27 protein-coding genes and 1 pseudogene are annotated in these 25,447 nt (G+C 59.5%); 16 read left to right on the top strand and 12 right to left on the bottom strand.

The window, feature by feature from the left end:
• Window positions 1-286 precede the first annotated feature (286 nt).
• The 5 genes from M0746_RS18470 to M0746_RS18450 all read left to right on the top strand — a co-directional run bounded on the left by M0746_RS18470 (window position 287) and on the right by M0746_RS18450 (window position 5,189).
• Window positions 287-1,936, top strand: coding sequence for a phosphoethanolamine transferase (locus M0746_RS18470; RefSeq protein ID WP_258450156.1), 1,650 nt, complete (start codon window positions 287-289; stop codon window positions 1,934-1,936).
• A 163-nt stretch (window positions 1,937-2,099) separates the two neighbouring features.
• On the top strand, window positions 2,100-3,227 hold the full coding sequence (gene rnd, locus M0746_RS18465) for a ribonuclease D (RefSeq protein ID WP_258450155.1): 1,128 nt from the start codon (window positions 2,100-2,102) through the stop codon (window positions 3,225-3,227).
• A gap of 2 nt (window positions 3,228-3,229) precedes the next feature.
• Window positions 3,230-3,523, top strand: a complete 294-nt coding sequence (locus tag M0746_RS18460) for a YcgL domain-containing protein (protein ID WP_203421116.1) — start codon at window positions 3,230-3,232, stop codon at window positions 3,521-3,523.
• Window positions 3,524-3,627: 104 nt separating this feature from the next.
• Window positions 3,628-4,560, top strand: coding sequence for a D-2-hydroxyacid dehydrogenase (locus M0746_RS18455; protein WP_258450154.1), 933 nt, complete (start codon window positions 3,628-3,630; stop codon window positions 4,558-4,560).
• Between the two features lie 179 nt (window positions 4,561-4,739).
• A complete protein-coding gene (locus M0746_RS18450; protein WP_258450153.1) occupies window positions 4,740-5,189 on the top strand; it encodes a YcgN family cysteine cluster protein in 450 nt (149 codons plus the stop codon).
• A gap of 171 nt (window positions 5,190-5,360) precedes the next feature.
• Here M0746_RS18450 and M0746_RS18445 read toward each other — a convergent pair whose 3' ends face one another.
• The 4 genes and pseudogenes from M0746_RS18445 to M0746_RS18430 all read right to left on the bottom strand — a co-directional run bounded on the left by M0746_RS18445 (window position 5,361) and on the right by M0746_RS18430 (window position 7,606).
• Window positions 5,361-5,738: a YgaP family membrane protein gene (locus tag M0746_RS18445; RefSeq protein WP_258450152.1), complete on the bottom strand. Its 378-nt coding sequence runs from the start codon at window positions 5,736-5,738 to the stop codon at window positions 5,361-5,363.
• An 81-nt stretch (window positions 5,739-5,819) separates the two neighbouring features.
• On the bottom strand, window positions 5,820-6,290 hold the full coding sequence (locus M0746_RS18440; RefSeq protein WP_007911337.1) for an RNA methyltransferase: 471 nt from the start codon (window positions 6,288-6,290) through the stop codon (window positions 5,820-5,822).
• 214 nt (window positions 6,291-6,504) lie between these two features.
• Window positions 6,505-6,870 (bottom strand): annotated as a pseudogene (locus M0746_RS18435) (YajD family HNH nuclease); the annotation flags it as partial.
• A gap of 49 nt (window positions 6,871-6,919) precedes the next feature.
• On the bottom strand, window positions 6,920-7,606 hold the full coding sequence (locus M0746_RS18430; protein ID WP_258450151.1) for a spermidine synthase: 687 nt from the start codon (window positions 7,604-7,606) through the stop codon (window positions 6,920-6,922).
• Window positions 7,607-7,686: 80 nt separating this feature from the next.
• Between M0746_RS18430 and M0746_RS18425 the strand changes: the two genes are divergently transcribed.
• Complete coding sequence (locus tag M0746_RS18425; protein WP_208938338.1) at window positions 7,687-7,971, top strand: hypothetical protein; 285 nt, start codon at window positions 7,687-7,689, stop codon at window positions 7,969-7,971.
• Here M0746_RS18425 and M0746_RS18420 read toward each other — a convergent pair.
• Complete coding sequence (locus M0746_RS18420; protein WP_090282232.1) at window positions 7,968-8,441, bottom strand: cyclic nucleotide-binding domain-containing protein; 474 nt, start codon at window positions 8,439-8,441, stop codon at window positions 7,968-7,970. The genes M0746_RS18425 and M0746_RS18420 overlap by 4 nt on opposite strands.
• Window positions 8,442-8,637: 196 nt before the next feature.
• Complete coding sequence (locus M0746_RS18415; protein WP_258450150.1) at window positions 8,638-10,692, bottom strand: S9 family peptidase; 2,055 nt, start codon at window positions 10,690-10,692, stop codon at window positions 8,638-8,640.
• 224 nt (window positions 10,693-10,916) lie between these two features.
• On the opposite strand from M0746_RS18415, the gene M0746_RS18410 reads away from it, so the two are divergent.
• Genes M0746_RS18410 through M0746_RS18400 form a run of 3 tightly spaced genes read left to right on the top strand, consistent with a single transcriptional unit; the run spans window position 10,917 to window position 12,761 of the window.
• On the top strand, window positions 10,917-11,414 hold the full coding sequence (locus M0746_RS18410; RefSeq protein ID WP_258450149.1) for an MFS transporter: 498 nt from the start codon (window positions 10,917-10,919) through the stop codon (window positions 11,412-11,414).
• A gap of 15 nt (window positions 11,415-11,429) precedes the next feature.
• Window positions 11,430-12,206 carry a class II glutamine amidotransferase gene (locus tag M0746_RS18405; protein ID WP_186532168.1) on the top strand — a complete coding sequence of 259 codons (777 nt, stop codon included), beginning with the start codon at window positions 11,430-11,432 and terminating at the stop codon, window positions 12,204-12,206.
• A 12-nt stretch (window positions 12,207-12,218) separates the two neighbouring features.
• Window positions 12,219-12,761 (top strand): DUF2937 family protein, encoded by a 543-nt coding sequence (locus tag M0746_RS18400; RefSeq protein WP_258450148.1) that lies wholly within the window; start codon window positions 12,219-12,221, stop codon window positions 12,759-12,761.
• 89 nt (window positions 12,762-12,850) lie between these two features.
• Here M0746_RS18400 and M0746_RS18395 read toward each other — a convergent pair whose 3' ends face one another.
• The gene (locus M0746_RS18395) at window positions 12,851-13,765 is read right to left on the bottom strand and encodes a LysR family transcriptional regulator (protein WP_258450147.1); all 915 of its coding nucleotides are present in this window, start codon (window positions 13,763-13,765) and stop codon (window positions 12,851-12,853) included.
• A gap of 158 nt (window positions 13,766-13,923) precedes the next feature.
• Here M0746_RS18395 and M0746_RS18390 point away from each other — a divergent pair, with 158 nt between their 5' ends.
• From M0746_RS18390 to M0746_RS18375, 4 genes are all read left to right on the top strand, one after another.
• Complete coding sequence (locus M0746_RS18390; protein WP_208938333.1) at window positions 13,924-15,210, top strand: MFS transporter; 1,287 nt, start codon at window positions 13,924-13,926, stop codon at window positions 15,208-15,210.
• A gap of 62 nt (window positions 15,211-15,272) precedes the next feature.
• Window positions 15,273-16,025 (top strand): 5-oxoprolinase subunit PxpA, encoded by a 753-nt coding sequence (locus M0746_RS18385; protein ID WP_258450146.1) that lies wholly within the window; start codon window positions 15,273-15,275, stop codon window positions 16,023-16,025.
• A complete protein-coding gene (locus M0746_RS18380; RefSeq protein WP_258450145.1) occupies window positions 16,022-16,726 on the top strand; it encodes a 5-oxoprolinase subunit B family protein in 705 nt (234 codons plus the stop codon). The genes M0746_RS18385 and M0746_RS18380 overlap by 4 nt, the downstream gene beginning before the upstream one ends.
• A complete protein-coding gene (locus M0746_RS18375; RefSeq protein WP_258450144.1) occupies window positions 16,723-17,646 on the top strand; it encodes a 5-oxoprolinase subunit C family protein in 924 nt (307 codons plus the stop codon). Before M0746_RS18380 ends, M0746_RS18375 begins: the two co-directional genes overlap by 4 nt.
• Before the next feature lie 94 nt (window positions 17,647-17,740).
• Here M0746_RS18375 and M0746_RS18370 read toward each other — a convergent pair whose 3' ends face one another.
• The 3 genes from M0746_RS18370 to M0746_RS18360 form a co-directional block, all read right to left on the bottom strand.
• Entirely contained in the window at window positions 17,741-18,919 is a 1,179-nt protein-coding gene (locus M0746_RS18370) for a vWA domain-containing protein (RefSeq protein WP_007956512.1), read from the bottom strand.
• A gap of 12 nt (window positions 18,920-18,931) precedes the next feature.
• Window positions 18,932-19,777 (bottom strand): AAA family ATPase, encoded by an 846-nt coding sequence (locus tag M0746_RS18365; protein WP_007911294.1) that lies wholly within the window; start codon window positions 19,775-19,777, stop codon window positions 18,932-18,934.
• A 175-nt stretch (window positions 19,778-19,952) separates the two neighbouring features.
• Window positions 19,953-21,029, bottom strand: coding sequence for a DUF748 domain-containing protein (locus M0746_RS18360; protein ID WP_258450143.1), 1,077 nt, complete (start codon window positions 21,027-21,029; stop codon window positions 19,953-19,955).
• 141 nt (window positions 21,030-21,170) lie between these two features.
• Between M0746_RS18360 and cysK the strand changes: the two genes are divergently transcribed.
• Together cysK and M0746_RS18350 are read left to right on the top strand one after the other, a co-directional pair.
• Window positions 21,171-22,145 (top strand): cysteine synthase A, encoded by a 975-nt coding sequence (cysK, locus tag M0746_RS18355; RefSeq protein WP_258450142.1) that lies wholly within the window; start codon window positions 21,171-21,173, stop codon window positions 22,143-22,145.
• Window positions 22,146-22,326: 181 nt separating this feature from the next.
• A complete protein-coding gene (locus M0746_RS18350) occupies window positions 22,327-23,265 on the top strand; it encodes an aspartyl/asparaginyl beta-hydroxylase domain-containing protein (RefSeq protein WP_208938326.1) in 939 nt (312 codons plus the stop codon).
• Window positions 23,266-23,312: 47 nt separating this feature from the next.
• Here the strand turns inward: M0746_RS18350 and M0746_RS18345 are convergent, their stop codons facing one another.
• Window positions 23,313-23,489, bottom strand: a complete 177-nt coding sequence (locus M0746_RS18345; RefSeq protein WP_258450141.1) for a hypothetical protein — start codon at window positions 23,487-23,489, stop codon at window positions 23,313-23,315.
• A gap of 50 nt (window positions 23,490-23,539) precedes the next feature.
• On the bottom strand, window positions 23,540-24,073 hold the full coding sequence (locus tag M0746_RS18340; protein WP_258450140.1) for a hypothetical protein: 534 nt from the start codon (window positions 24,071-24,073) through the stop codon (window positions 23,540-23,542).
• Window positions 24,074-24,513: 440 nt separating this feature from the next.
• Between M0746_RS18340 and M0746_RS18335 the strand changes: the two genes are divergently transcribed.
• Complete coding sequence (locus tag M0746_RS18335; protein WP_258450139.1) at window positions 24,514-25,380, top strand: DMT family transporter; 867 nt, start codon at window positions 24,514-24,516, stop codon at window positions 25,378-25,380.
• Window positions 25,381-25,447: the final 67 nt, after the last annotated feature.

The following is a 25,447-nucleotide window of genomic DNA, read 5'->3' as shown; positions in this document are numbered from 1 at the left end:
TCGCGATAGCGGTATGTCATTGAGCATAAGTGTTGCCTGACACACCGCTATCGCGAGCGGGCACACTCCTACATGAGTTGAGCGAGTTTTCTGAATAAAACCTGAACCATTCTCAAATACATACATTGCCAAGCAATATTGTTAACTGCCAACTAATCATTGGCGTCTTTTTCACAAAAAATTGATGGTTGCCTGCCTAAAGTTTGTATGCACTTGGTTAATGAATTTTTCACAATTGAAAAACCGTTATTAACCAAGGCTCTTCTTTTCAGGAACAGCCCTTTCTATGTTCAAGTCAAAAGCCGTGCGCCCGGAATGGGTGACGTTGATCGCCAGTGCCTTTCTTCTGATCGGTTTCAACCTGGTGCTCTGGCAGCACCTGTTCGCGATCACCGGCGGCGATGGCCGGGGGATCGCGATGCGTGTGGCTTTTGCCGTGATGATCCTGGCGGCATTCAATCTGGTGCTGACGGTACTTGCCTTTCGCCCGCTGCTTAAGCCTGTGCTGATCGTGCTGTTTTTAACCAGTGCCGGCGTGGCTTACTTCATGAATCAGTATGGCGTGATGATGGACGCCGGCATGTTTCGCAATTTTGCCGAAACCAATGTCACGGAAGTGCGTGATCTGCTCTCGTTGAAGTTGTTTGCTTTTATTTTATTGCTCGGTGTCTTGCCTTCATGGTTGCTGTGGAAAGTGCCGGTTAATTATCGTCGCTGGCATCGCGAACTCTTCAGTAAAGTTGTGGTGAGTGTGGCCAGCGCGGCGGTTATTGGCGGGGTGGCATTGGCTAACTATCAAGGCTTGTCCTCGCTGTTTCGTAATCACCACGAAATTCGCTTGATGCTGGTACCGAGCAACTTTATTGGCGCTTCTGCAGGTTACTTGCGTGAGCAAGTCGCTTCCGCGCAGCAGCCGTTCATCAAAATCGGCGAAGACGCCCAGCGCAACCCGGACATCAAACTGCAACCGCGTAAATCCCTGACAGTGTTGGTGGTCGGCGAAAGCGCCCGTGCGGAAAACTTCGGCATCCTCGGTTACCCCCGCGATACCACCCCGACACTCGACAAGGAAGCCGGGCTGATCGCCTTCACCGATGTACATTCCTGTGGCACGGAAACCGCCGTGTCGGTGCCGTGCATGTTCTCCAACATGGGCCGCAAGAACTACGACGCGAGCAAGGCGAAGAATGAAGAAGGTCTGCTTGATGTGCTCAAGCGTGCCGGTATCGATGTGATCTGGCGCGATAACCAGTCTGGCTGTAAAGGCACTTGCGATCGCGTCACGGTGCAGGATGTCAGCAATCTGAAAGATCCGGCGCTGTGCGCCAACAGCGAATGCCGCGACGAAATCCTTCTGCAAGGCCTGCAAAGCTTTATCGATCACCTGGACAAGGACACGGTGCTGGTATTGCACCAGATGGGCAGTCACGGTCCGGAATACTTCAAGCGTTATCCAAAGGAATACGAACACTTCACCCCGGTCTGCGAAAGTAACGCGCTGAACAATTGCAGCCGCGAAAGTATCGTCAATGGCTACGACAACACGCTGGTTTACACCGACCATGTGCTGTCGAGCCTGATCGATGTATTGCGCAGCAATCAGGACAAAGTCGATACCGCGATGTTGTATCTGTCCGATCACGGCGAGTCGCTGGGTGAATACAACCTGTTCCTGCATGGCACGCCTTACATGCTGGCGCCGGAACAACAGAAACATGTGGCGATGCTGGCGTGGTTCTCCGACAGTTATCAGAAAGCCTACTCGGTCGATACACACTGCCTGCAAATGAGCCGCGACAAACCGCTGAGCCAGGACAATCTGTTTCACTCAATGCTTGGTCTGCTGGAGGTCAAAAGCAGCGTTTACCAGGCCGACCTGGACTTGTTTGCCGGTTGCCGCGGTGCGGTGATCGACGGCGTCCTGGCCAAGGATTGAACAAAATCGGGCCCGTCGTTCTGACGCGACGGGCCTGTCTGTTTCCCCTGTCAGACTATTCTTTCCATATCGCAGGACATTTCGTTACAGCTGTTACCCTTCGCAGGCGCGTAAATCGCCGGTGGCGATATATACTGCGCGCCATTCTTCAAGGGAGAGCCGTGTGGCTATCGATATTCACTGGATTCGCGACAACGAAAGCCTCGCGCAGTTTTGCGCTGAGTGGCAGCAGCTGCCGTTCGTTGCCCTCGACACCGAATTCATGCGGGTCGACACCTTCTATCCGATTGCTGGCCTGCTGCAGGTTGGCGACGGCAAACGCGCCTACCTGATCGATCCGCTGACCATCAATGCCTGGCAACCGCTGGCGGCGTTGCTGGAGAACCCGGCGGTGCTGAAAGTGCTGCACGCCTGCAGCGAAGACCTCGAAGTGCTGTTGCGTCTGACCGGCAGTCTGCCGGCGCCGCTGTTCGACACCCAATTGGCTGCCGCGTACCTGAACCTCGGTTTCTCGATGGGTTATTCGCGGTTGGTGCAATCAGTGCTCGGCATCGAACTGCCCAAGGGCGAAACCCGTTCCGACTGGCTGCAACGTCCGCTGTCCGAGACGCAGATCAGCTACGCTGCCGAAGACGCCGTGCATCTGGCCGAAGTGTTCGTCGAATTGCAGCCCAGGCTGTCCGCCGACAAATTTGCGTGGGTGCTGGAAGATGGCGCTGAACTGGTCGCCAACCTGCGTCGCGAAACCGATCCGTACGAGGTTTACCGCGAAGCCAAACTGGCGTGGAAACTGTCCCGTGCGCAACTGGCCGTGCTGCGTGAACTGTGTGCCTGGCGTGAACGCGAGGCGCGTGCCCGCGATCTGCCGCGCAACCGTATCATCCGCGAGCATTCGCTGTGGCCGCTGGCCCGCACGCAACCGGACAATCTCGCCGCGCTGGGCAAGATCGAAGACATGCACCCGCGTACCGTGCGTCAGGATGGTCAGTTTCTGCTTGATCTGATCAAGCGCTCTGGCAGTGTGGGGCCTGATCAATGGCCGCCTGCCGTGCCGGAGCCGTTGCCGATTGAAGCCGCTGCGCTGATCAAGCGCTTGCGTGCGTTGGGTCAGGCCGAGGCCGAGCGTCTGGGCATCGCGCCGGAACTGATGCTGCGCAAGAAAACCCTCGAAGCGCTGATCAAAAGCGGCTTCCCCGAGGGGCCTTACCAATTGCCCGAGTCGTTGCGTGGCTGGCGCCGCGAACTCATGGGCCAGAAGCTGCTCGACAGCCTGGCCACGGTCGGAGAATAGCCTTGAAACGTATCTGCTCCATCTATCAAAGCTCCAAGCGCAGCGGCATGTACCTTTACGTGCTCAAAAGCGATGCGCTCGAACGCGTGCCGGAAGCGCTGATGCTGGCATTCGGTAAAGCGAAACATTCCTTCGATCTGGTGCTCTCGCCTGAGCGCAAACTGGCCAGCGAAGACATTACCGTGGTCCTGGAAAACCTCGACAAGCAGGGCTATCACTTGCAGATGCCGCCAGCCGAGGACGAGTACATCGAACACTTGCCCGAAGAGTTGCTGCGTCGCAACGACCCGGTCTGATTGGCGGGGCTCTGTTCTGAGCCTCGATTCCCCCTGGAACTGTTTTTACCGCGATGGCCGCCGGAATCCGGCGACCGTCTGCACGGCTTGCGAAAGGTTTGAAGATGCGCGTTCTGATTGCTGAACACGACCACGCGATATACGCCCGGCTGCTGCGTCAGGCAGCGCCCGAGCTTGAAGTACTGACCAGCGGCGACTCCGCCGAACTGGCGCGGCAGGCCGCCGATTGCCCGGTGTGGCTGGGCCAGCCGGACCTGCTGGCGACGCTGTTGCGCCAAGGGCATCAGCCACAATGGCTGCAATCGACCTGGGCCGGGATCACGCCGCTGCTCGCCGACGGCTTGCGCCGCGACTATCGCCTGACCCGCGCGGTGGGGATCTTCGGGCAGGTGATGGCTGAATACGTGCTGACCTACATCCTCGGTCATGAACGCGAAGTGCTGGCGCGCCTGGTCAGCCAGGTCGAGCGCAAGTGGGATAACCGCAGCGGCCAGAGTCTGGTCGGGCGCAAGGTGCTGATTGTCGGCACTGGCGATATCGGCCAGAGCGTGGCGCAGTTCCTGTTGCCGTTCGGCATTGAGTTGTACGGCATCGCCAGCAGCGCCCGTGAGCAGGCGCCGTTTGTCGAAGTCGGCTCGATGGCCGATCTGCCGCGCCTGGTGGGGGAGGTCGATTACGTGGTCAATCTGCTGCCCAACACCGAGCACACCCACGATATCTACGATGCGGCGCTGTTCAAGCAATTCAAGCCGACCGGGTTGTTCATCAACGCCGGGCGCGGTGTCGCCGTGGTTGACGGCGATCTGGTCGAAGCCCTGAAAGAAGGGCATCTGGCCGGCGCAGTGATCGACGTCTGCCGGCAGGAGCCGTTGCCGCAGCGCCATCCGTTCTGGACGGCGTGGGGCTTGTTGCTGACCGGGCACAGTTCGGCGCCGACGTCACCGGCGTTGATGGTGCAACTGTTTGTCGACAACCTGAAGGCATATCAGGCGGGTGAGGCGTTGCGCGGCGAAGTGGATTTCGATCGCGGTTATTGATTTACCGCTGACCTGAAGATGCCCATAGCCTGTGGGAGTCAGCCTGCTGGCTCTCACAGGGTTTTGTAGGTGGCTCAGAACAAACAGGCGCTTTACCGGCAGTCGCCAATGCTTGGCCCCATACGCCCGCTGGCACTAGACTGGCGGCCTTTTCACCACCTGATGTTGATGTTTGAGCCATGGCCGCCATCGTTGAACCGTTCTGGAAACGCAAAACCCTCGATCAGCTCGATCATGAGGAATGGGAATCGCTGTGCGACGGCTGCGGTCTGTGCTGCCTGCAGAAACTCGAGGACGAAGACGACAACAGCGTCTACTACACGCGCATCGCCTGCAAACTCCTGGACTTGAAAACTTGTCAGTGCAGCGATTATCCGAACCGCATCCAGTTCGTCCCCGACTGCATTCAGCTCACGCCGGGTCAGGCGGAAGAGTTCAAATGGCTGCCGCCGACCTGTGGCTATCGCCTGGTCAGCGAGGGCAAGGACCTGCCGTTGTGGCATCACCTGGTGTGTGGCGATCGCGACGCGGTGCACCATGAGCGGATTTCCCAGTCCGGGCGCATGCTGGCCGAGGGCAGCGTGCCGGAGGATGACTGGGAGGATCACCTGATCTTTCGCGCGGGTTGAGTAGAGCATAAGGTCAGGCTTGATGTGGAGAGGTGCCTGTCAGACCGCTATCGCCAGCAGGCTGGCTCACACAAGTTTTCGAGTCGTACATTCGTCTTGAATACAACCCAAAACCCCTGTGGGAGTTGGCTTGCCAGCGATGGGGCCGGCAGAAGCGCTACAGGTTTCAGCTCAAACCGCAGCTTTCGGCGACTTCAGCGAATCATTGCCGGTGACGGTGGCGGTTTCAGTCGCCACCTCGGCATTGGTTTTCAGCCTGTTCAGTTCTTCGCCGGCACGCTCGATCTTCGCCCGTACGTTATTCATGTCCTGACGACCTTTCTCCAGCAGGCTTTTCGCCGAGCAGTGCCCGGTAATCCCGCGGGCCATGGCCATGCCGCCCAGGGCGACCTGAATCAGGCCGAACACACCACCGCGGCGCAGCCCTTTGCCGACCATCAGCATACCGCCGGTCAACGAGCCAATGCGTTCCCAGCCGTGGACGTTCTGGTTGGAATGAGATTGAAACGGGGTCGATTCGACACGCTCGACGCGTTTGAGCTCGGACATGATGGTTCTCCAGGCAATCAATGATGGATAAACAAGCTGACTGCCAAGGCGATCAGCTTGTTCCATCGAATGTGCGACGCTTCAGCGGAATTTTGGCCCGGAGCGGGTGTTCAGGCCCTTGGCCATGCGGTCGTAGAGCACGACGTTGACCGTGGCGGCAAGGTTCATGCAGCCGGTGGTCGGGATGTACACGACGTCTTCACACCAGTCGCGGATCTCTTTGTCCAGCGAACCGTCTTCCGGGCCGAAGATGTACAGCGCGCGATCCGGGTGAGTGTATTCCGGCAACGGGCGGGCGCCCTCGACCAGCTCCACGGCGACGGGCACACAGTTGAGCGGGAGAATCTTTTTCAGATCGTCGATGCCGATCAGCGGAATGTCGTAGTGCACGCGTTTGGTGTCGGTGACGAAGTCCGCGGCGCGTTCATAGCGCTTGCCGGTGTAGAACACCGACGCCACGCCATAGCAGCCAGCGGCGCGCATCACCGAACCGACGTTCTCGGGTGATTTGGGGTTATACAAACCAATGCAGCTGTACCGTTTGTCTGCCACGAGCGGGGTGCCTTCGGGAAAAAGAGCGCGATTATACGGGGATTGGGGGAGGGCGGGCAGATTCGAGATCTGCGGTGTTTGGCTCGACCTCATCGCTGGCAAGCCAGCTCCCACAGGTTTTCCGGGATACACACAAAATGTGTGAACGACCCTGATCACTGTGGGAGCTGGCTTGCCAGCGATGGGGCCAGTTCAGGCGATGAAGATCGTTAATCTTCTTTTTCATCAGCCCGGCCAGGGCGGCAAACGGGTTGTGCGTGGCTTTGGCGATTTTCGGCGTGCTCAGCGAGCCTTCGCCGAAGTACTGCTGATCGGTATAACGCGAGTGCTCGTTATCGTGGCAATACAGGCACAGCAGCTCCCAGTTCGAGCCGTCCTGGGGGTTGTTGTCGTGGTTGTGGTCGCGGTGGTGCACGGTCAGTTCGCTCAGGCGCTTGCCGGAAAATTCACGGGCGCAGCGGCCGCAGACATGCGGGTACATTTTCAGGGCTTTGTCGCGGTAGCCCATTTCCTTGTCGCGCTGGTTGTCGGCGAGGATGCGGTCCAGCTTCGACGTGTTGGTGGGGGTGGACGAACTCATGGGTTCACCTTTGTAGAAAGACTGATGACGGTTATGTGCGGAGTTTAGCTCAGCCCTTGAGCTTCTCGGCAATCCAGATCGTGTGGCGGGTGCCCTTGTTGCCGTGGGCGAAGACCTGGACTTCTTCGGCCTTGAAACCGGCCTTCTTCAATTTGTCGGAAAACTGCCGGTCAGCACTGGCCGACCACACCGCGAGCACGCCTTTAGGGCGCAACGCTTTGGCACAAGCATTCAGGCCCGCAGCCGAGTACAGCCAGCTGTTGGCCTTCTGGGTCAGACCTTCGGGGCCGTTGTCGACGTCGAGCATGATCGCGTCAAAGCCGTTGGGTTCGCTCTGCAGCACCTTGGCCACGTCCTCCTGGCGGATCACCGTGCGCGGATCGAGCAATGGCCGGCCGGATTTTTCCCCCAGCGGGCCACGGTTCCATTCGACCACGCCGGGCACCAGCTCGGCGACCACCACCTCGGCACTTTTGCCCAGATGCTTGAGCGCCGAAGCCAGGGTGAAACCCATGCCGAGGCCGCCGATCAACACGCGCGAATCCGGCCGCCCGGCAACCTTGCGGCACGGAATCTCGGCCAGCGCATCCTCGGAACCGTGCATGCGCGTGTTCATCAATTGCCCGCCGTCGCCGCCCTGGATCTTGATGACGAAATCCTCGCCATACTCGAACAGGCACAGGGCACCGCCGCTTTCAGGGATCGGGGTGGTGTCGAGCAGAACGAAACGTTTCATGGAAATCTCTACAGGGGGGAAGGCAAGCAGGCGCGTTGAGAGTAGCCTGAGCACAGACTAGAGGCCAAACGGAGCCCTTGATGAAGCGCACCATTCTAACGGTCATTGCCCTGGCCGCGCTCGCGATTACTGCGGCGCAGGCGCAGCAGGCGATTCCGGTCAGCCCGACGCCGCAACCCGGTTCGCCCGGCACCGCGACACCGACGCCGTATCCGCAGATCACGCCGATTACCATTCCCAAGTCCGGCGCCGGCAGTGGCAGCCCGCCGCTGGTGCCGATCGAAATGCCCAGCCCACCGAGCAAGGATCAACCGGTGCCGGGCATCGAACCGAGCGGCACCAAGGCCAAATCCCCGGGCGGTTAAACCTGTTGCGCCGCCAGTTGGCCATCGGCCATGCGCAGGCGTTTCGACAGCGAGACGGCGAGGGCGCGGATGATCTTCGCGGCGATTTTCGGCGCGTCGTTGAGCATTTTTTCCAGCGAATCCTTGCCCAGATTCAGCAACTGGCAGTTGCTCGCGGCGATGCAGGTGGCCGAGCGCCGCTCGCCGTCGAGCACGGCCATTTCGCCGAAGGCCCGGCCGCTGCGCAATGTAGCCATGGTGATGACCTGACCGTCGGCGCCGGTTTTCTGCACCGCCACCTGGCCGGTGTGGATGATGCACATGAAGCTCCCAGCGTCGCCTTCGTGGAAGATCGCTTCGCCTTGCGCCACGGTGCTGATGCTGAAGTAGCCGGAGGCGGCGGCAAAATCGGCCAGTTGCAATTGGTCGAACAGGCCGCAGTCCATCAGCCAGTCGCGGATTTCGTTGTTCAGTAAGGTCGGTTCTGACATGTCGTCACGGTCTTTTTGTTTTCACATTTTCAGGCGTTACACGGTCCACTTGCAGGAGTGAGCCTGCTCGCGATAGCGGTGTGTCATTCAAATCACAGGTGACTGACACACCGCTATCGCGAACAGGCTCACTCCTACATGGGTTCTGTGGAAGGCTCGGGTCTGGAGTTAAGACCCAAGCCACCCACAGAGTTCCTCAGGCCAGGCCCAAAACCTTGAACACAAACGCATATTCGAGCGCTACGTCACGTAATCCCTGATAACGCCCGCTCATGCCGCCATGCCCGGCGCCCAGTTCGGTCTTGAGCAGCAGCGGATTGTTGTCGGTCCTGGTCGCGCGCAATTTCGCCACCCACTTGGCCGCTTCCCAATATTGCACGCGGCTGTCGTTGTAGCCGGCGATCACCAGCAGCGGCGGATAAGCCTGCGCGGTGACGTTTTCGTACGGGGCGTAGGCCTTGATCCTCTCGTAAACGTCGGGATCTTCCGGGTTGCCCCATTCGTCGTATTCGGTGACGGTCAGCGGCAGTTCCGGGTCGAGCATGGTGTTGAGCACGTCGACGAACGGCACTTCGGCAATCGCCACGCCGAACAGGTCGGGACGCTGGTTCAGCACCGCGCCGATCAACAGGCCGCCGGCGCTACCGCCGCTGATCGCCAGTTTTTCTGCGGTGGTGATGCCGTTGAGAATCAGAAACTCGGCGCAGGCGATGAAGTCGCTGAAGGTGTTGTGCTTGTGTTCCTGCTTGCCGGCGCGGTACCAGGCCTCACCCAGTTCACCGCCGCCGCGCACATGGGCGATGGCGAAGGCCATGCCGCGGTCGAGCAGGCTCAGGCGTGCGTGGGAAAACCATGGATCGAGACTGGAACCGTAAGCGCCGTAACCATAAAGATACAGCAGCACCGGTTTGCCGAGCATCTCGCGTTTCATCACCAGGCTGATCGGTACTTGCGTGCCATCCGGCGCGGTCGCCCACAGGCGTTGACTGACGTAGGCATCGGCATCGAATGGGCCAAGCACCGGCGTTTCCTTGAGCACCGTTTGTTCGCCCGTGGCGAGGATCAACTGGCGCACCTGCGCCGGGCGGTTCAACGCTTCGTAACGCAGACGAATGCGGTCGCTGACAAACTCCAGGCTGTTTTGCACATAAAGACTGTAGGCCGCATCCGGCAATTGCACGCGATACGGCGCCAGCCCGTGCGGGTGCACTTCGATGATCGGCAGGCCGCCTTCGCGCAGGCTCAGGGTCATGGCTTGGGCGTTGAGACTGACCCCGTCGAGCATCACTTCGTCGTTGTGCGGGATCAGGTTCTGCCAGTCAGCTTCGCTCGGCGCCACGCCAGTGTCTGGGGCCTGATACAGCGCATAATTGATGCCGTCGCGGTTGCTGCGGATGAGCCAGGTCCAGACGCCGTCGAGCATGCCGTGATCGACATCGTACTCATGGTCTTCGACCCGCGGCGCCAGACAGGTGAACGGCAGGTGCGGCTGGTTGGCATCCAGCGCCCAGACTTCGCTGGTGGTCTTGCTGCCCAGCGACAGCAGCAATTGCTGCTCGGAGCTTGAACGATAGCAGTGCAGAAAAAAACGCCCGTCCGGCTCATGAAACACTTCTTCGGCTGCGGTGCCGTCGAGGCGATAACGGAACAGTTTGTGCGGGCGGTGCGTGTCGTCGAGCACGCCGAAAAACAGGGTCAGGCTGTCGTTGGCCCAGGTCATGCTGCCGTCGCAGTCGGCAAATTCCAGCTCGCTGACGCGGTCGCTGGACAGCTCTTTGACGAACAGCGTGTAAATCTCATCGCCCGCGGCATCGACGCTGTAGGCCAGACGCTGATGGTCGGGGCTGATGCTGAACGCGCCCAGCGAAAAGAACCCGCCGTTGGCCAGGGCGTTCGGGTCGAGCAATAGCTGTTCGCGGCTTTCATCGAGAGTCAGGCTGTCGTCGGCCGGACGCGGGCAGCGATAGTGCCGGGCGTATTCGTCGCCCGCGGTGGTACGCGTGTAATACAGGTACGGACCCCACGGCGACGGCAGCGACAGGTCGGTTTCGAGGATCCGGCCCTTGATCTCGTTGAACAGGGTTTCGCGCAGCTCGGCCTGATCGGCGGTTTGCGCTTCTTGATAAGCGTTTTCGGCCTTGAGGTAGTCGAGCACCGCGTCGGTGTCGCGCTCCTGCAGCCAAGCATACGGGTCGGCGCCGGGCGCCCGGTGGGCAATCGGGGCAGTCATGACATTGGCGGAATCGGGCATGGAAGGCTCTCGGACAATTCGGAATCAGGGTATTCGCGGGTCTTGAAGCCCCCGCAAAACCCTGTAGGAGTGAGCCTGCTCGCGATAACGGTGTGTCATTCAAATCCACTCTGACTGATTCACCGCCATCGCGAGCAGGCTCACTCCTACAGGGTGTGTGTCTATTGGGACAAGCCGCATGGGCGAAAAGTCGTTACTATAAGCGCCTCTTTGCCTGCCTTGCCATGGACACCATGACCGAGAACGACTATCTGATCGCCTGGGGCCTTTACGCCTTTGCCGCCGTAGGCTGCCTGTTGGTATGGATGCGCCTGACCACCTGGATGTGGCGCTGGTTGCGCGAGCCGCTACGTGTGCTGATGGCGGTGTTGCTGTTCAGCCCGACCATCGTCGATCCGGTGAAAGCCAAGGTCGCGCCGGCCATCGCCATCACCGCCCTGGACCTGCTGTTCAAGGTTGGCAACAACGCCTGGCGGGCAGTGTCCGACCTGTTCATGTACGGCATGATCGCCTTCGGCGTTTATCTGGTGTTCGTACTGATACGGCTACCGATCGAGCGTGCCTCCAAAGCACGCCGCGAGAAGGCCGAAGCGGCCAAGGCTGCGGCGCGTGCCGATGAGCGCGACGACGATCAGCCGTTCGGCGGTGCCGGTGACGACCGCTATGGGCGCCCGCCAGTGCCGAACACTCCGCAGCGCATGCGGGTCGAGCCGCGTCTGTAACCCGAGAGTCCGCACATGTGTGAATTACTGGGCATGAGTGCCAACGTGCCGACCGACATCGTGTTCAGCTTCACCGGCCTGATGCAGCGCGGCGGTCGTACCGGCCCGCATCGCGATGGCTGGGGCATCGCTTTTTATGAAGGTCGCGGCTTGCGCCTGTTCCAAGACCCGGCCGCAAGCAGCGAGTCGGAAGTCGCCAACCTGGTGCAGCGCTACCCGATCAAGAGCGAAGTGGTCATCGGCCACATTCGTCAGGCCAACGTCGGCAAGGTCTGCCTGTCCAACACCCATCCGTTCGTTCGCGAACTGTGGGGACGCAATTGGTGCTTCGCGCACAACGGTCAGCTCGCCGAATTCACCCCGATCAAGAGTTTCTACCGCCCGGTCGGCGATACCGACAGCGAAGCGGCGTTCTGCGATTTGCTCAATCGCGTGCGCGCCGCGTTCCCGGAGCCGGTCGATATCGAAGTGCTGTTGCCGGACCTGGTCGCGGCCTGCGCCGAATATCGCAGCAAAGGCGTGTTCAATTGCCTGCTCAGCGATGGCGACTGGCTGTTCTGCTATTGCTCGACCAAACTGGCGCAGATCACCCGGCGCGCACCGTTCGGCCCGGCGCGGCTGAAAGATGTCGATGTGATCGTCGACTTCCAGGCGGAAACCACGCCCAACGACGTGGTGACGGTGATCGCCACCGAACCGTTGACCGAAAACGAAACCTGGACCCGCTACGAGCCGGGCCAATGGAGCCTGTGGCGACGCGGCGAATGCGTCAGCCAGGGCAAGACCGAATAAGGATTGCACCTCATGTTGCTCAGTTATGTACGGCTGGTGTTGTTTGCGGCAGGCCTGTTGATCGGTGTCCAGGTGCCGGGGTTCATCAACGATTATGCAAAACGCGTCGAAGCGCATCTGATCGAAGCGCAAACCGGCCTGCGTGGCTTCCAGGGCACGGCCGATCAGTTTTTCAAAGGCGACATGCAGGCGCTGGTCGCGCATTACCGCGCCAGCGAAGACCCGATATTCCGCAGCGATGCCGACAGCCTGAACACCTTGCTCACCCGCCAGGTTGCGCTGGATAAACAATTCCAGGCGATGCAAGGGCCGTGGTACATCCGCTTTCTGCAAGTGATGCTCGCTGCCGATCCGGACATTCGCAAGGAAACCTGGAACGGCTACAGCTATCAGATTCTGCTAACCCCGGAAGCGATGATCTGGGGCATGAGCGGCGCGCTGCTGCTGTCGTTCGGCATCGAATGCCTGTTCCGCCTGATTGACTGGGTAGTGCTTGGCGGCCGCCGCCTGCGCCAGAGCCGGCCGATCGAAGACCGCGACGTGCGCGGCCTTTGATCGTTCCCACGCTCTGCGTGGGAATGCAGCCCGGGACGCTCTGCGTCCCTTTCAAGCCGAACGTATTCCCACGCAAAGCGTGGGAACGATCATGACGTGAGGGTGATGCAGTCCTTGCCCACCTTTTGCGCATAGTCCGCCAACACCTGCCGACACAACGGCACAATCTCCTCGACCCACTCAACCCCGATCCGCCACGACACCACCACCTGCAAATCAGGCGGACGCTGATCGATATTCAGCAGGATCAAATCCCCGCGCGCCAGCTCTTCGGCCACCAGCACGGGCGGCAACACACCGATACCAAATCCGTCGCGCAACAGTCGGGTAATCGCCGACACCGAATTCACGCAATTCAAACGTGGCGCCAGCACGCCATTGGCCTGCATCAACGCCAGCAAGTCCTGATGCGGCCGCGAGTTTTTCGAATAAGTGATGATGCGTTCCTGCGCCAGTTCGGCGAGGTCGGCGTAGTCGCGGTGGTAGATTGACTGGCGGGCGACGATCCAGCCCAGCGGATGACTGGCCAGCTCCAGACTGCGCACGCTTTCATGGCGGATCAGGTCAGTCTGCAGAATGATGTCGAGAAAGCCTTTTTGCAGTTGATCGCAGAGGTTCAGTGCGGTATCCGCGACCAATTCGATTTCTACCCGTGGATAAACATCGGTCATCTGCGCCACCAACGGGCTCAGCCAGGTGTGGATCACCGTGTCCATCACACCGATGCGCACCCGGCCGATCTTGCTCGAACGGGTCTCGATCGATTGTTTCAGCGCGGCCATGGTGTCGAGCATCTGCTCGGCATGGTCCAGCACTTTCAAGCCTTCGGGCGTCAGGCTCACGCCGCGCGAATCGCGCAAAAACAGCTTCACCCCAAGCTCGCCTTCAAGCACCGCGATGCGGCTGGAGATTGACGCCTGGGTGGTGAACAGCTTGTCGGCGGTCAGACGAAAACTCTTCAGTCGGGCGACCCAGACAAAGGTCTCGAGAAACTTCAGGTTCATGGGCAAGGCTCGGGTGACAAATTTTTCTTATGCCTAAGGCGGGTTTTTATTCGTTGGACGCACAAGGGCTACGCGACGAAAAATCGGCGCATGCGGTTCCCACGATAGGCGTCGTCGGAGCTTCGAACAAGACCAATAAAAACCTGCGGAGATTTGCCATGAGTGCTCCCGACACCCTCCCTTTGGCCAAGCCGGCGACGCGTCCGGGGCCGTTCGACTGGTACCGCAATATCAATCAGCAGGAGCGTCGTACGTTCTGGAGTTGCAAGATCGGTTACGGCCTCGATGGCATGGACACGCAGATGCTCAGCTTCGTCGTGCCAACCCTGATCGCCATGTGGGGCATCACCACGGGCGAGGCGGGGCTGATTCACACCAGCACCTTGATCGCCTCGGCGATTGGCGGCTGGGTCGCCGGTATTCTCTCTGACCGCATCGGTCGCGTGCGCACCTTGCAACTGACGGTGCTGTGGTTCGCCTTCTTCACTTTTCTCTGCGGCTTCGCGCAAAACTACCAACAGTTGCTGATCGCCCGCACCTTGATGGGCTTCGGTTTCGGCGGCGAATGGACAGCCGGTGCGGTGCTGATCGGCGAGGTGATTCGCGCCAGGGACCGCGGCAAAGCGGTCGGCATGGTCCAGTCCGGTTGGGCGTTGGGCTGGGGCCTGACGGCGATTCTCTATGCCGTGCTTTTTTCACTGTTGCCACCGGAAGACGCCTGGCGCGCACTGTTCATCCTCGGCATCGTACCGGCGATTTTCGTGATTTTTGTGCGCCGACTGGTCAAGGATCCAGAGATCTATCGCGAGGCCAAAGCGGCGCAAACGCCGGAAAACCCAGCGAAGTTCTATGAGATTTTCGCCCCGGGCATGCTGTTCACCACGTTCCGCGCTTCGTTGCTGACCACCGGCGCCCTCGGCGGTTACTACGCGATTACCTCCTGGCTGCCGACCTTTTTGAAAAACGAGCGCGGCTTGAGCGTGTTGGGTACTGGTGGTTATCTGGCGATGGTGATTGTCGGCTCTTACGTCGGCTATGTGATCAGCGCCTATTTGACTGACCTGCTGGGGCGCAAGAAGAACTTCATCCTGTTTGCGGTCGGTTCGTTCACGATCGTTCTGCTTTATACGCAGATGCCGGTGAGCAATGGCGTGATGTTGTGGCTGGGGTTCCCGCTGGGTTTTTTCGCTTCGGGGATTTTCAGCGGCATGGGCGCGTTTCTCACTGAGCTGTTTCCCACACGGATTCGCGGTTCGGGGCAGGGCTTCTGCTACAACATTGGTCGCGCACTGGCGGCACTGTTTCCGCTGTTGATCGGCCTGCTTAGCCAGAAAGTGCCGTTGAGCGTAGGTATTGGTGCGTTCGCTGCGGTGTCGTATGGCGTGGTGATCCTCGCGGCGCTGAGCCTGCCGGAAACCCGTGGCAAGCAACTCGACGCACAGTAACTGATAACCTGCCAGGCAAAGTCCTACAGATAAAAATATCAGCACCTACAGGAGTGTTCAACGTGAGCCGCCTGCTTTTGAATTGCGACATTGGCGAGAGCTTCGGCAGCTGGACCATGGGTCTGGACGCCGAGGTCATGCCTTTCATCGACTGCGCCAACGTCGCCTGCGGTTTTCATGCCGGCGATCCGGGCATCATGCGCAAAACGGTCAGCCTGGCCTTGCGCCATGGCGTGCAGATTGGCGCGCATCCGGCGTATCAGGATCTGGTCGGTTTCGGCCGGCGCTCCATGGCCTATTCCGCACAAGAGTTGCAGGACATCCTGCATTACCAGATCGGCGCGCTCGACGGCATATGCAAAGCGCAGGGCGCGCGGGTCAGTTACGTCAAGCCTCATGGCGCGATGTACAACGACATGATGGCCAACCCGGCGCAGTTGCGCGCGGTCATCCAGGCGATTGAGGCCTACGACCGCAGTCTGCCGTTGATGCTGATGGCCACGCGTGACAACGCCGCGGCGCAGCAGATCGGCGATGAGTACGGCGTGACCCTGTGGTTCGAAGCTTTTGCCGATCGTGCCTACGACAGCGCCGGCCGGCTGGTCTCGCGACAACTGCCCGGCGCGGTCCATCACGATGGCGAAACCATCGTAGCGCAAGCCCTGACCATCGCCCGTGGCGACGACCTCACGGCCAGCGACGGCAGCGCCTTGCGCCTGCACGCCAATACCCTTTGCGTACACGGTGACAACGCCAGTTCGGTGGCCGCCGTCCAGCGCATCCGTGAAGCCTTGAATCAGCTGAGTGCGCCATGAATCCCAGGGTTGAAGTGGTCGCACTGGATTGCCTGATGCTGCGTCTGTTCGATGAAATCGCCGAAACCAACATGCCGTGGATGCTCGCCGCCAGCGAACGTTTGCGCGCAGTCTTTGCCGGGCACCTGATCGATCTGGTGCCGTCGTATACGACGTTGATGGTGCATTACGACCTGAGCGCATTGAGTCCGGCGAACGCGCGGGAGTTGATCGCCGAGGCGCTGGTCGACCTGGCGCCGAATGCGCGCGCCGCCGGCCAGTGCCATGTGCTGCCGGTCTGGTATGACTTGAGCGTCGGCCCGGAACTGGGTCTGCTTGCCGAGCGCAGTGGGCTGGCGGTGGAAGAGGTGATCCGCCGCCACAGCGCCCGGGAGTATCAGGTCTTCGCCCTCGGCTTTGCGCCGGGGTTTGCTTTTATGGGGCTGGTTGAAGAAATGCTCGCCGCGCCGCGTTTGAACACCCCGCGCAAGAAAGTCGCGGCCGGCAGCGTCGGCATCGCCGAGCGCCAGACCGCCGCCTATCCGGTGGTATCTCCCGGTGGCTGGAACCTGATCGGGCGTACGCCGGCAAAACTCTTCGACCGTCATCGCGATGGCTACAGCCTGATGCAACCCGGCGACACGGTGCGCTTTGAAGCGGTCAGCCATGCCGAATTCATCAACCTGGGCGGGGACGACACGCCGCTGGAGGCACAGGCATGAGCCGATTGACGATTACCGCGAGCACGCCGCTGTGTCTGTTGCAGGACGCCGGGCGCTTTGGCGTGCGGCATCTGGGCGTGACACAGGGCGGCGCGGCGGATGGTTGTTCGATGAGCTGGGCCAACTGGCTCCTCGGCAATGCGCTGGATGCCACGGTGATCGAAATCACCCTCGGCGGCTTTGCGCTAGTGGCTGAAGAAGCATGTTGCCTGGCATTGGCGGGCGCGGATCTTGGCGCGCAGATCGACGGCCAGCCACTGGCGCCGTGGCGAAGTTTCAAGTTGGCCAAAGGGCAGACGTTGCAACTCACGCAACCGTTGCTCGGTGCCCGGGCTTATCTGGCGGCGCCCGGCGGATTTGCGGCGCCGCAGGTGCTGGGCAGCTCTGCGACCGTGGTGCGTGAAGAACTCGGCGGTCTCGATGGCATGGGAAGGCCGCTGGCCAAGGGGGCGACGCTCAACTATGACGGGCACCCCGGGCAAATGCGTGAACTGCCCCGCCAGCATCAACCTGACCTTCGCTCAAATGAACCGCTGGATCTGGTGCTCGGCGGACAGATCGGCCAGTTCAGCGGGCAGAGTCTGTTCGATGTGTTCAACACGGCCTGGACTCTGGACAGCCGCGCCGATCGCATGGGCATTCGTTTGCTCGGCAAGACCCTGGCGTATCAGGGCTTGCCGATGATTTCCGAGGGCATTCCGCTGGGGGCGGTGCAGGTGCCGCCGGACGGGCAGCCGATCGTTTTGCTTAACGACCGGCAGACGATCGGCGGTTATCCGCGTTTGGGAGCGTTGACGCCGCTGGCGCTGGCGCGGTTGGCGCAACGACTGCCGGGCGAGCAATTAAGGTTGCGACCCGTAGTTCAGGAAGTCGCGCATCGTGAGCATGTCGACTATTTGCATCGATTGCTGAATCGCTGAAGAGCATCGCGAGCAGGCTCACTCCTACAGGGGGAAAACATTTCAAATGTAGGAGTGAGCCTGCTCGCGATAACGTCCGCCCAGACGCAGCAGATTATTTCGACAAAAACCGCATGCCTTCTTCCAGACCGCGCAATGTCAGCGGATACATCTGGTCCTCGATGAGATCGCGCACGATATTGGTTGAGGAGGTATAGCCCCAGGTATCTTTCGGATACGGGTTGATCCAGATGAGTTTCTTGTACTTCTCCATGAAACGCTGCATCCAGACATAGCCCGGCTCTTCGTTCCAGTGCTCGACGCTGCCACCGGCCTGAGTGATTTCATAAGGCGCCATGGCGGCGTCACCGATAAAGATCACTTTGTAGTCGGCGCCGTACTTGTGCAGCAGGTCCTGGGTCGAGGTGCGCTCGGAAGTGCGGCGCATGTTGTTCTTCCACACCGATTCATAAATGAAGTTGTGGAAGTAGAAATACTCCAGATGCTTGAACTCGGTCTTGCAGGCCGAGAACAGTTCCTCGCAGATCTTTACATGGGCGTCCATCGAGCCGCCGATATCGAACAGCAGCAACAGTTTCACTGTATTGCGCCGCTCCGGGCGCATCTGGATGTTCAGCAGGCCGGCATCCTTGGCGGTGTGGTCGATGGTGCCATCGATGTCGAGTTCTTCCGCTGCCCCCTGGCGAGCAAACTTGCGTAAGCGGCGCAGGGCGACCTTGATGTTGCGCGTGCCCAATTCCACCGAATCATCGAGGTTCTTGTATTCGCGCTGATCCCAGACTTTCACCGCTTTGCCCTGGCGTTTGCCGGCATCGCCAACCCGAATACCTTCCGGATTGAAGCCGCCGGAGCCGAACGGGCTGGTACCGCCTGTGCCGATCCATTTGTTGCCGCCGGCGTGGCGTTCCTTTTGTTCTTCGAGACGCTTTTTGAATTCCTCGATCAGTTTGTCCAGGCCACCAAGGGACTGGATCTGCGCACGCTCCTCGTCGGTCAGCGAACGCTCGAACTCCTTGCGCAGCCAGTCTTCGGGAATCAGCGCCTGCAAATGATCGTCGAGTTTTTCCAGACCATTGAAGTAGGCACCGAAGGCCCGGTCAAACTTGTCGAAATGGCGTTCGTCCTTGACCAGAATCGCTCGCGACAAGTAATAGAACTCGTCCATGTCGGCGAAGGTTACGCGCTGTTTCAGCGCGTTGATCAGGTCGAGCAGTTCACGCACCGACACCGGCACTTTCGCTGCACGCATTTCATTGAACAGGTTGAGCAACATGGCAGCAGCCTCTTAGCGGGTGCCGCGCCGGCTCATGAACGCCAGACGCTCAAGCAGTTGCACGTCCTGTTCGTTCTTCACCAGTGCGCCTGCCAGCGGCGGAATGGCTTTGGTCGGATCGCGCTCGCGCAGCACCGCTTCGCCAATGTTGTCGGCCATCAGCAGTTTCAGCCAGTCGACCAGTTCCGACGTGGATGGCTTCTTCTTCAGGCCGGGCACTTTGCGCACGTCGAAAAAGACATCCAGCGCTTCGCTGACCAGATCTTTCTTGATGTCCGGGTAGTGCACATCGACGATCTTCTGCAGGGTGGTGCGGTCGGGGAAGGCGATGTAGTGGAAGAAGCAGCGGCGCAGGAAGGCGTCCGGCAGCTCTTTCTCGTTGTTGGAGGTAATGATGATGATCGGGCGTTTTTTCGCCTTGATGGTTTCGTCGATTTCGTAAACGTAGAACTCCATCTTGTCGAGTTCTTGCAGCAGGTCGTTCGGGAACTCGATGTCGGCCTTGTCGATTTCGTCGATCAGCAGAATCACGCGTTCTTCGGATTCGAACGCTTCCCAGAGCTTGCCCTTCTTCAAGTAGTTGCGCACATCGTGAACTTTTTCATTGCCCAGTTGCGAATCACGCAGGCGGCTGACCGCATCGTATTCATACAGGCCCTGATGGGCCTTGGTGGTGGACTTGATGTGCCAGGTGATCAACTTCGCGCCAAACGACTCGGCCAGTTGCTCGGCGAGCATGGTCTTGCCGGTGCCCGGCTCGCCCTTGACCAGCAGTGGCCGCTCCAGGGTGATGGCGGCGTTGACCGCCAGCTTCAGGTCATCGGTGGCGACGTAGGCCTGGGTGCCTTCGAACTTCATCTGCTAATCCTCGAACGTTAACGCCGACCTGACGGGCAGGGCGGGGGCGAAATAATCGGATGCCCGACTATAACGCGCAGCCCGGGCGACTGTGAACGCAGACGGCGTATTCAGTCTCTGAATGGGGCGTCACATGTTGACTCAGTTTCGGCTGATGGCCAGTGCCTTAGCGATCCTAACCCTCGTCCGGCTTCGGCCGCTCATAACGGGCGTTGAAGGCCTGAATGAAGCCGTTGCGCAAGATCTGCAAAAACGCTTCGAACGCGTTGATATCTTGCTGGTGGACATTGCCGCTGAGTTCGACACGGGTGGCGAACTGGTTTTTGTTCTGGTTTTTCAACACGGTTTCGGTGCCGCCGACCAGCGCCTCCCAGATCGAGCGGAAAATGCCCTTGTTCTTGTTTTCCACGTCCTGCTGCCAGTTGAACACGTCAACGTCGCGCAGCAGCGGTTTGATGTAGCCGGTGAGCCTTGCATTGTCTGCCTTGGCTTCGATGACCACATCGCCGTGGCCGGCGTTGAAGTCGAATTTCCCATACGCTGCGGCGAAATCATTCATGCGTTTGAGCTCGATATCGCGCGCCCGCAGGCGGAATTCGAAATCTTCGAAGTCGCTCAGCGGATCGAAAGTAGCGGTCACTTCGACGGGGGCATGACCCAACAGCAGCGCCTTGCCTTCGAAAAGAGCATCGCGCTTGCCTTCCTTGTCGACGACGTTGGTCAGGTTGTAAATGCTCGCGTTGACCTTGCTCGCATTCATGTTCACTGGCGGCTTGGAGTTGAAGTTGCGGAAGGTGATGCGGCCATCGTTGATCTGCACTTCGTCGAGGGTGATCGGCAGCAGTTTGCCCAGTTGCTCGCGCCAGTCGGTGCCTTGACCGGTCTGGGAGTTCTGCTTGTTGGCACCGCCATCGACAAAGTTGATTTCCGGGTTGAGAAATTGCACCTGCGCCACCACCGCATGGTCGTACCACAGCGAGTGCCAGCTCACCGACAGGTCGATTAACGGCGCGTCGACGAACGGCACCGGTACCTTGCCGTCGACCTTGACGATTTTCAGGCCGTTGATCTTGTAGGCGCCGCGCCACAGGGCGAGGTCGACATCGGTGATCTGACCGCGGTAATCGCCCATGTCGGCGAGTTTGTCATTGAGGTAGTCGCGCACCAGATAGGGCAGGGCGATGTGCAAGGCCAGCAGCAGCACGACGACGCCTGCGAGGGTCCAGAGCGGCCAGCTGTAACGACGCTTCATGACGAGGCTTCCTGAATAAGGTCCTTGAGGATTCTTTGCGATTGACTCTTGGCGTTCGCAGACGTTCGACCCGACTGGACTGTGATGGGCAACAGGCTTACCGTGGAAGGCTGAATTCAATGCTGCACAAGGACCCAGCCAATGAGCCGTATTTTTGCTGACAACGCCCATTCCATCGGTAACACACCGCTGGTGCAGATCAATCGCATCGCACCGCGCGGCGTGACCATTCTGGCCAAGATCGAGGGGCGCAACCCCGGTTATTCGGTGAAATGCCGGATCGGCGCCAACATGATCTGGGACGCTGAAAGCAGCGGCAAACTCAAGCCGGGCATGACCATCGTCGAGCCGACATCGGGCAATACCGGTATCGGCCTGGCCTTCGTTGCGGCTGCCCGTGGTTACAAATTGATGCTGACCATGCCGGCCTCAATGAGCATCGAGCGGCGCAAGGTGCTCAAGGCGCTGGGCGCAGAGCTGGTCCTGACCGAGCCGGCCAAAGGCATGAAAGGCGCTATCGAAAAAGCGGCCGAGATCGTCGCCAGCAATGCCGACAAATACTTCATGCCGGCGCAATTCGATAACCCAGCGAACCCGGCGATCCATGAGAAGACCACCGGCCCGGAAATCTGGAACGACACCGACGGCGCAGTAGATGTACTGGTAGCGGGTGTCGGTACCGGCGGAACCATTACCGGCGTTTCGCGGTATATCAAGAACACCGCTGGCAAACCGATTCTCTCGGTGGCCGTGGAGCCGACGTCATCGCCCGTGATTACTCAGGCCCTGGCCGGTCAGGAGATCAAACCGAGCCCGCACAAGATTCAGGGGATCGGCGCCGGTTTCGTGCCAAAGAACCTTGATCTGTCGATGGTCGACCGGGTTGAGCAGGTGACCGACGAAGAGTCCAAGTCCATGGCGTTGCGCCTGATGCAGGAAGAGGGGATTCTCTGCGGGATTTCCTGCGGTGCGGCGATGGCCGTTGCCGTGCGTCTGGCCGAAACGCCGGAAATGCAGGGCAAGACCATTGTCGTGGTGCTGCCGGACTCCGGCGAGCGGTATCTGTCGAGCATGCTGTTCAGCGATTTGTTCACCGAGCAGGAGAACCAGCAGTAAGCACATTGATGCAGGTCAGCCAGGGTTCAGGCGCCCTGTGCTAATAAATGCTTTGTTGCGAACCGCTTGACACTGAATCTTGTCAGGCGGGTTTTTCCCGGCGCCGGTAGTGTTTATCATGGCCGGCTGCCATGCCGGGTAAAAGGCATGCGCAGCGTTGTCTTTATTCAAGGAGTTGTTGATGACCGTTTCGTTTGCCGCCAAGGCGTTTGTGCTGTTGCTGTTTTTGGGCAGCACGCTCTATGTGCATTTGCGCGGCAAGGCGCGTTTGCCGGTATTGCGTCAGTTCGTCAACCACTCGGCGCTGTTCGCTCCTTATAACGCCTTGATGTACCTGTTCTCCGGCGTGCCGTCCAAACCGTATCTGGATCGCAGCAAATTCCCGGAACTGGATGTATTGCGCGATAACTGGGAAACCATTCGCGACGAAGCGATGCACCTGTTCGACGAAGGCTATATTCGCGCTGCGGAGAAGAACAACGACGCCGGTTTCGGTTCGTTCTTCAAGAAGGGCTGGAAGCGTTTCTACCTCAAGTGGTACGACAAGCCGCTGCCATCGGCCGAAACCCTGTGCCCGAAAACCGTGGCGCTGGTCAGTGCTATTCCCAACGTCAAAGGCGCGATGTTCGCGCTGCTGCCAGGCGGCAGCCACCTCAATCCGCATCGCGACCCGTTCGCCGGCTCGCTGCGTTACCACTTGGGCCTGTCGACGCCGAACTCCGACGATTGCCGGATCTTCGTCGACGGTCAGGTCTACGCCTGGCGTGACGGTGAAGACGTGATGTTCGACGAGACCTATGTGCACTGGGTCAAGAACGAAACCGAGCAGACCCGCGTGATCCTGTTCTGCGACATCGAGCGCCCTTTGAGCAACCGCCTGATGACCCGCATCAACCGCTTCATCAGCGGCTGGCTCGGCCGTGCCACCGCACCGCAGAACCTTGACGACGAACGCGTCGGCGGGATCAACCAGGCGTATGCCTGGAGCAAGAATTTCAGCGACAGGTTCAGCGGCGTGGTCAAGCAATGGAAGCGCCGTCATCCCAAGGCCTATCGCGTGATGCGCCCGGTGCTGGCGGTGGTTGTGCTGACGTTGTTGGGGTATTGGCTGTTTGGTTGAGGTTGGATCAAGCAATAAAAAAACCGCTCTTTTGGAGCGGTTTTTTATTAGCGGAAGGAAAAGGACGCACCGGCCAGTACGCCGCTTGGCTCTTCAACGGCTGGGTCGGCGAGCGCCTTTCTGATCCGATTCATCTCACTTTCAGACAACTCGTTGGAAAGCTGCTTTTTCCTCGTCTTTCTGGATGTCGAACCTAATGTTTTCTTTTCAACGACTGCTTTCATGGCCCCCTCCGACGTTGATCAGTAAATGAGCAGTTGCTCAGATACTAGGCTCAGTCAATATGCTTCACAAGACGTCCCTCAGAATCAAACTCGAACCCTAGTTGCCGGTATAGCGGTATAGCTCCCGCAAGAGGCTCCTGGATTTCGATTTGCTGGCTGCCGATGATCAGTGCGAAGTGGGTGACGGCAGTCAGGGCAAGAGTCGCTATACGGCTCTTGAGGGGGTGATCGTTTGCCGGCTGCCCTTCAAGCCGTACAATCTTGACGCGCAGGCGGCTTTGGTTTGGATTGGCAAAGCAAAGCCCGCACAGTTCACGATCGAACCAGATTGCCAGATCGAAGCTCATTGGCTCTTTGGCTTTCCATCGGATAATTTCCTCCCAGCAGAAATGCGGATCAAGCCATTCCTCATAAGCATCCATGGCGGACGCATCAATAGCTTCGAAGCGAACCCTGGAATGATCGACGCCAACAATACCGTGCTCCTCCAATTCGCGCTGCAGCGTCGCAAATGTAGCTGCAGCTCGTTTCCTGGCCTCTGACCGATACAACTGATACCGCAAATACGTCCGTTCCCTTGGCATGTGATCTCTTGCATTCCCTGTCTCCTGACAATCCGTTGCCACCGCCAATCACCCTAATTCCCCGGCACCGCGCTGTCGCTGGCGGCCCTTTGCCCAAGTCATTGCAATCTGTGTCCCGGGCTGGTTATAGTCGGCGCTCGTGAATCAGGCGGTTCACGTTCCTCCCAAAGAGATCTGCTCAATGCCTGCATCCCACATCAACGCGGTAGTCGATCCAGCGGTCAACGCTGGCTTCGTGCCGTGCGGGAATCAGCAGCCTGTGCAGATCAGTCATTACCCCCACCTGTCAGTAGCACGCCGGTGCGCGCAGTCGTAGCACCGCCGGGCGTTGGCGTTTCGGGCTGATCAGCAGTTTCTGCTGACCCCTGCGCCCGCCAGAAAAACCTACTGAATTTCAGCTTCGGCTGAATTGGCTTTGTGCCTGACTACAGGTGGTATTCATGTTTGTCCTTTCGAAACAATCCGCGCTCGCGGCGGCGTCCACGAGCCTGTTCGTTCTGCTGTGGAGCAGCGGGGCTATCTTCTCCAAGTGGGGATTGGCCCACGCTTCACCGTTCGCCTTTTTGCTGATCCGCTTTGCGATTGCCTTGTGCGGGCTGGTGCTGCTGGCGCCGCTGCTCAAGCTCAAGTTGCCCAAGGGCGGCAAGCCGATGCTGTTCGCGATCGCTACCGGTGTGGTGCTGTTGGGGGCGTACCAGATCTTTTATCTGTTGGCCTTGAACAGCAAAGTCACCCCGGGGGTGATGGCGACCATCATGGGCGTGCAACCGATTCTCACCGTGGTGCTGATGGAACGGCAGCGCTCGACCCGTCGGATGTTCGGACTGGCGCTGGGGTTGGCCGGGCTGATCATGGTGGTGTATCAGGGGATCGGATTGGCCGGGATGTCATGGGTTGGCATGCTGTTTGGTCTCCTGGCGCTGGCAAGCATGACCCTGGGTTCGATCATGCAGAAGCGCATCACTGAAAATCCGCTCGGCACACTGCCGGTGCAGTATCTGGCCGGGCTGTTGCTGTGCGGGATATTCGTGCCGTTCCAGCCGTTCCAATTTGAACACAGCGCGGGTTTCGTCGTTCCGGTGTTGTGGATGGGGCTGGTGGTTTCGGTGCTGGCGACGCTGTTGCTGTATCGCCTGATCGCACGGGGCAATCTGGTCAACGTCACCAGCCTGTTTTATCTGGTACCGGCGGTGACCGCGGTGATGGATTACCTGATTTTCGGCAATCGCCTGGCGGCGTTGAGCGTGCTGGGGATGTTGTTGATTGTTGTTGGTTTGGGGTTCGTGTTCCGTAAAAGCGGTCAGTAGAACAGGCGCTGATTGATCCATCGCCTTCGCGAGCAGGCTCGCTCCCACATTGCACATGCATCCCTGT

Origin of the sequence: Pseudomonas sp. S11P7, assembly GCF_023195435.1 — a bacterium.
GTDB lineage: Bacteria > Pseudomonadota > Gammaproteobacteria > Pseudomonadales > Pseudomonadaceae > Aquipseudomonas > Aquipseudomonas fluorescens_G.
This window is presented reverse-complemented; position numbering and strand designations above follow the sequence as displayed.

Excerpts from the sequence above, each read along its gene's own strand:
- M0746_RS18470 (WP_258450156.1), top strand. The coding sequence starts at position 287 with ATGTTCAAGTCAAAAGCCGTGCGCCCGGAATGGGTGACGTTGATCGCC.
- M0746_RS18455 (WP_258450154.1), top strand. The coding sequence starts at position 3,628 with ATGCGCGTTCTGATTGCTGAACACGACCACGCGATATACGCCCGGCTG.
- M0746_RS18450 (WP_258450153.1), top strand. The coding sequence starts at position 4,740 with ATGGCCGCCATCGTTGAACCGTTCTGGAAACGCAAAACCCTCGATCAG.
- M0746_RS18445 (WP_258450152.1), bottom strand. The coding sequence starts at position 5,738 with ATGTCCGAGCTCAAACGCGTCGAGCGTGTCGAATCGACCCCGTTTCAA.
- M0746_RS18430 (WP_258450151.1), bottom strand. The coding sequence starts at position 7,606 with ATGAAACGTTTCGTTCTGCTCGACACCACCCCGATCCCTGAAAGCGGC.
- M0746_RS18425 (WP_208938338.1), top strand. The coding sequence starts at position 7,687 with ATGAAGCGCACCATTCTAACGGTCATTGCCCTGGCCGCGCTCGCGATT.
- M0746_RS18420 (WP_090282232.1), bottom strand. The coding sequence starts at position 8,441 with ATGTCAGAACCGACCTTACTGAACAACGAAATCCGCGACTGGCTGATG.
- M0746_RS18415 (WP_258450150.1), bottom strand. The coding sequence starts at position 10,692 with ATGCCCGATTCCGCCAATGTCATGACTGCCCCGATTGCCCACCGGGCG.
- M0746_RS18410 (WP_258450149.1), top strand. The coding sequence starts at position 10,917 with ATGGACACCATGACCGAGAACGACTATCTGATCGCCTGGGGCCTTTAC.
- M0746_RS18405 (WP_186532168.1), top strand. The coding sequence starts at position 11,430 with ATGTGTGAATTACTGGGCATGAGTGCCAACGTGCCGACCGACATCGTG.
- M0746_RS18400 (WP_258450148.1), top strand. The coding sequence starts at position 12,219 with ATGTTGCTCAGTTATGTACGGCTGGTGTTGTTTGCGGCAGGCCTGTTG.
- M0746_RS18395 (WP_258450147.1), bottom strand. The coding sequence starts at position 13,765 with ATGAACCTGAAGTTTCTCGAGACCTTTGTCTGGGTCGCCCGACTGAAG.
- M0746_RS18390 (WP_208938333.1), top strand. The coding sequence starts at position 13,924 with ATGAGTGCTCCCGACACCCTCCCTTTGGCCAAGCCGGCGACGCGTCCG.
- M0746_RS18380 (WP_258450145.1), top strand. The coding sequence starts at position 16,022 with ATGAATCCCAGGGTTGAAGTGGTCGCACTGGATTGCCTGATGCTGCGT.
- M0746_RS18375 (WP_258450144.1), top strand. The coding sequence starts at position 16,723 with ATGAGCCGATTGACGATTACCGCGAGCACGCCGCTGTGTCTGTTGCAG.
- M0746_RS18370 (WP_007956512.1), bottom strand. The coding sequence starts at position 18,919 with ATGTTGCTCAACCTGTTCAATGAAATGCGTGCAGCGAAAGTGCCGGTG.
- M0746_RS18365 (WP_007911294.1), bottom strand. The coding sequence starts at position 19,777 with ATGAAGTTCGAAGGCACCCAGGCCTACGTCGCCACCGATGACCTGAAG.
- M0746_RS18360 (WP_258450143.1), bottom strand. The coding sequence starts at position 21,029 with ATGAAGCGTCGTTACAGCTGGCCGCTCTGGACCCTCGCAGGCGTCGTC.
- cysK (WP_258450142.1), top strand. The coding sequence starts at position 21,171 with ATGAGCCGTATTTTTGCTGACAACGCCCATTCCATCGGTAACACACCG.
- M0746_RS18350 (WP_208938326.1), top strand. The coding sequence starts at position 22,327 with ATGACCGTTTCGTTTGCCGCCAAGGCGTTTGTGCTGTTGCTGTTTTTG.
- M0746_RS18345 (WP_258450141.1), bottom strand. The coding sequence starts at position 23,489 with ATGAAAGCAGTCGTTGAAAAGAAAACATTAGGTTCGACATCCAGAAAG.
- M0746_RS18340 (WP_258450140.1), bottom strand. The coding sequence starts at position 24,073 with ATGCCAAGGGAACGGACGTATTTGCGGTATCAGTTGTATCGGTCAGAG.
- M0746_RS18335 (WP_258450139.1), top strand. The coding sequence starts at position 24,514 with ATGTTTGTCCTTTCGAAACAATCCGCGCTCGCGGCGGCGTCCACGAGC.